Origin of the sequence: Mycobacterium sp. E3305, assembly GCF_001666785.1 — a bacterium.
Classification (GTDB): Bacteria; Actinomycetota; Actinomycetes; order Mycobacteriales; family Mycobacteriaceae; genus Mycobacterium.
The window spans coordinates 1-4,126 of record NZ_LZJA01000027.1; the positions used below are offsets into that span (position 1 = coordinate 1).

A 4,126-nucleotide genomic window follows, 5' to 3' on the forward strand; every position below is an offset into this window, starting at 1 on the left:
CGCGCCCGCCGCTGGCCGAGGGCGAGGCGAAGTTCGTCGGCGACCCCGTCGCCCTCGTCGTCGCCGAGAGCCGGTATGTCGCCGAGGACGCGCTGGAACTCATCGACGTGGACTACGAGCCGCTGCCCGCCGTCACCGACTTCACCCGGGCGCAGGCCTGCGACGTGCTGGTGCACGACGCCTACCCGAACAACGTCGCCGGCGGGATGGGCGGGGCCCCGCCGGACGAAGAACTGTTCGCCGGCGCGCCGTGCGTCGTCAAGGAGAACATCTACCAACAGATCTATGCGCCGGTGCCGATCGAAACCCGCGGCCTGGTCGTCGAATGGACCGCCGCCACCGGAGAACTCACGATGTGGGCGTCCACCCAGACCCCGCACGAACTGCGGGCGTTCTGCGCCCGGCTGTTAGGCATTGCGGCACAACGGGTTCGGGTCATCATGCGCGACACCGGCGGCGGCTTCGGCCAGAAGGTCGTCCCGATGCGCGAGGACATGTGCATCATGCTGGCCGCCCGCAAGGTGCCGGCCGCGCTGAAGTGGATCGAGGACCGGCGGGAGAACCTGATGTCGGCCGGGCAGGCGCGGCACGTCGACGGCACCGCCCGCATGGCCTTCGACGACGAGGGCAACATCGCGGCGGCCGACATCGACTTCGTCCAGGACATCGGCGCCTACCCGACGCCTTATCCGGTGCTCACCACGGCCGCCATCGGCATGTTCTTTCCGGGCCCCTACCGGGTGCCCAAGGCCAGCTTCAACTACAAGACGGTGTTCTCCAACACCAGCGGCCTGGCCGCCTATCGCGGCCCCTGGCAGTACGAGACGCTGGCCCGCGAGATTCTGCTGGACATCGCCGCGCGCAAGATGAACATGGACCCGGTCGAGCTGCGCCGGCGAAACCTGTTGCGCCGCGACGAGATGCCCTATTTCAACCCCAACGGCATGCCGTATGACCACGTCGCCCCGATCGACACCTTCGAGCAGGCCGTGAAAATCCTTGACCACGAAGGCTTTCGCAAAGAGCAGGCCGAGGCGCTCGCGCAGGGCCGCTACCTGGGATTGGGGTTCTCGGCCTACATCGAACCGACAGGCGCGGCGACCGGCCACCTGGCCACTGAGGGTTGCACCATCCGCATGGAGCCCACCGGCAAGATCAACGTGTACGTCAACGGCGGCTCGAGCGGCAACAGCATCGAGACCACGGTCGTGCAGCTGACCGCCGACGCGCTGGGCGCCGACATCGACGACGTCGCCACTATCCAGGGCGACACCGCGGTCACCCCGTACGGGGCCGGGACGCAGGGCAGCCGCAGCGCGCCCATGACCGCCGGGGCCGTCAACGAGGCGGGGGCGCTGCTGCGCGAGAAGATCGTGGCACTGGCCGCCCACCACCTCAAGGTCGCAGAATCCGAAGTGGACCTGGCGTTTTCGGTGGCCAGCGTGCGCGGCGAGCCCGACAGGTCGGTGCCGTTCGGCAAGCTGGCGTACGTCGCGCACTACTCGCCGCAGCTGCTGCCGCCGGGGATGTCGGCCAACCTGGAGGCGACCGCCCGGTTCAACTCGACCAATCCCATCCACTGGTCCAACGCGACGCACGCCTGCACCTGCGAGGTGGACGTGGCCACCGGCAAGGTGACGCTGCTGCGCTACATCGTCAGTGAGGACGTCGGGCCGATGATCAACCCCTCGGTGGTGGAGGGCCAGATCGCCGGCGGCACCGTGCAGGGCATCGGCGGCGCCCTGATGGAGGACTTGGTTTACGACGACGACGGCAACCCACTGGCAACGACTTTCGTCGACTACCTGCTGCCCACCGCCACCGAGGTACCGCCGATCGAATTCGGCCACGTCGAGATACCCGGACCGGGGCCCGGCGGCTATAAGGGCGCAGGCGAGGGCGGGGCCATCGGCTCGACGCCGGCGGTGATCAACGCCATCAACGACGCGCTCGCGCCGCTGGGTGTGACGGTCACCCGGCTGCCGGCCAGCCCGGCGTCGATCGCGGCCCTGCTGGAAGCGGTGCAACGATGAAGCCGGCCGCGTTCGACTACCACCGGCCCGACAGCATCGACGACGCCGTGCGCCTGCTGGCCGAATTGGGCGACGACGCAAAGATATTGGCGGGCGGCCAGAGCCTGGTGCCGATGCTCGCGATGCGGCTGGCCTACTTCGACCACCTGATCGACATCTCCCGGCTGCCCGAGCTGCAGGGCATCGACCGCAGGGGTGCCGAGCTGTGGATCGGCGCCGGCACCACCGAGGCTGCCGTTGGCTCCGATGACGTAGTGCGCCAAGCGGTTCCGCTGCTGGCCCGGGTGACGCCGTTCGTCGGGCACTTCCAGATCCGCAACCGCGGCACCCTGGGCGGGTCGATCGCGCACGCCGACGCCGCCGGCGAATACCCCGCGGTCGCCCTGACGCTGGACGCGGTGATGGAGGTCCAGTCGCCAGGCGGGCGGCGCGAGATCGCCGCCGCCGACTTCTTCGCCGGCGTCTGGGAAACCACCATGGACTCCGACGAGGTGCTGACCGGGGTGCGGTTCCCGATCTGGGACGGCAGATGCGGGTTCGCCGTCGAGGAATTCTCGCGCCGCCACGGCGATTTCGCGATCGCCGGCGCACTGGTGGCCGTCCAGCTCGACGACCAGGACCGGGTGTCGCGCTGCGCGATCGGGCTGCTGGGCATGGGGTCCACGGTCCGGCGCGCGACGGCGGCCGAGGTCGCGGCCCTCGGAAGGCCGGTCGGCGAGCTGGTTCCCGAGGAGATCGGCCGGGCCGCGATGAGCGGGCTCGACGAGGTTCCCAACGACCTGCAGGGGACGGCGGCGTACCGGTTGAAGGTCGGCGCCACGATGGCCGCCCGCGCCTGGACACGAGCTACAGCCGAAGCAGCCACGGGGGCCGACAATGCCTGAACACCCAATCGAACTGTCCGTCAACGGAACTCCGGTCACCACCGTGGTCGAACCGCGGATGACGCTGGCCGACTTCCTGCGCGAGAAGTGCGGGCTGACCGGCACCCATCTGGGCTGCGAACACGGCGCGTGCGGGGCCTGCACGGTGCTGCTGGACGGCGCGGCCGTGCGCTCGTGCCTGATGTTCGCGGTGCAGGCCGACGGGACCGAGGTGACGACGGTCGAAGGGGTCGCGGAACCCGACGGCACGCTGTCGCCAGTGCAGTCGGCGCTGCGCGAGTGCCACGGGCTGCAATGCGGCTTCTGCACGCCGGGTTTCGTCATGTCGCTGACCGCGCTGCTGCGCGACAACCCCGATCCCAGCGACCACGAGATCCGGGAGGGCCTGTCCGGCAACTTCTGCCGGTGCACCGGCTACCAGGGCATCGTCGCCGCCGCCCGCCGGGCCGCCGAGACCCAGTCGGTCACGCAGCGATAAAGGTTCACCATCGGCGTGGCATCGACAGCTGCGCGGTTGCACGGGATTTCGTTACTGCGCGCGTAATCTGATTTCCCAATATTGCTGATAATCGGGAGTGGCGCGTGCGGTTTTCGCAAAGGGCACGGTGGAGCCTTGCCGGTGGGTCCCTGCTGATCGCGCCCGTGCTGGTCAGCCCGGCACTGATCGACGCCTGTTCCAGCACCATCGCAGGCCGGCCGGTCGCCGCGCCGGGGGCCGGCCCGGTCGAACCCACGTTCCCCACCCCCAGGCCGTCGGCAGCGCCGCCGGCCCCGACGGCCAGCCCAGCCCCGGGCCTGCCGACGACGCCGGCCAACCCGACCGCACCGGCCGGCGCGATCCCGCTGCCGCCGGACCAGAACGGCTACGTCTTCATCGAAACCAAGTCGGGCACCACCCGCTGCCAGATCAACAAGGACACCGTCGGCTGCGAAGCGCCGTTCACCAACTCCCCGCTGCAGGACGGCGAACACGCCAACGGCGTCAGCGTGGACTCGGCCGGCAAGGTGCAGTGGGTTTTGGGCAACCTCGGCGCCATTCCCACCGTGCAGATCGACTACAAGACCTACAACGCCGCCGGCTGGACGATCAACGCCACCGCCGACGGCACCCGCTTCACCAACGACCACACCGGCCACGGCATGTTCGTCAGCCTCGACAAGGTCAACACGTTCTAAAGGCAGGTCCGGATCGCTCGGCTGCGCCGTCCC

General features: G+C 69.5%; 4 protein-coding genes. All 4 read left to right on the plus strand.

What is annotated here, in order from left to right; all coding sequences use genetic code 11:
* The coding region (locus A5701_RS02905; protein WP_067748329.1) for a xanthine dehydrogenase family protein molybdopterin-binding subunit at positions 1 to 2,033 on the plus strand (2,033 nt) is incomplete at its 5' end.
* Complete coding sequence (locus A5701_RS02910; protein WP_067748331.1) at positions 2,030 to 2,917, plus strand: xanthine dehydrogenase family protein subunit M; 888 nt, start codon at positions 2,030 to 2,032, stop codon at positions 2,915 to 2,917. The genes A5701_RS02905 and A5701_RS02910, both read left to right, overlap by 4 nt.
* Positions 2,910 to 3,395, plus strand: coding sequence for a (2Fe-2S)-binding protein (locus tag A5701_RS02915; RefSeq protein ID WP_067748333.1), 486 nt, complete (start codon positions 2,910 to 2,912; stop codon positions 3,393 to 3,395). Before A5701_RS02910 ends, A5701_RS02915 begins: the two co-directional genes overlap by 8 nt.
* A gap of 149 nt (positions 3,396 to 3,544) precedes the next feature.
* The gene (locus A5701_RS02920) at positions 3,545 to 4,093 is read left to right on the plus strand and encodes a hypothetical protein (RefSeq protein WP_369807377.1); all 549 of its coding nucleotides are present in this window, start codon (positions 3,545 to 3,547) and stop codon (positions 4,091 to 4,093) included.
* Positions 4,094 to 4,126 lie beyond the last annotated feature (33 nt).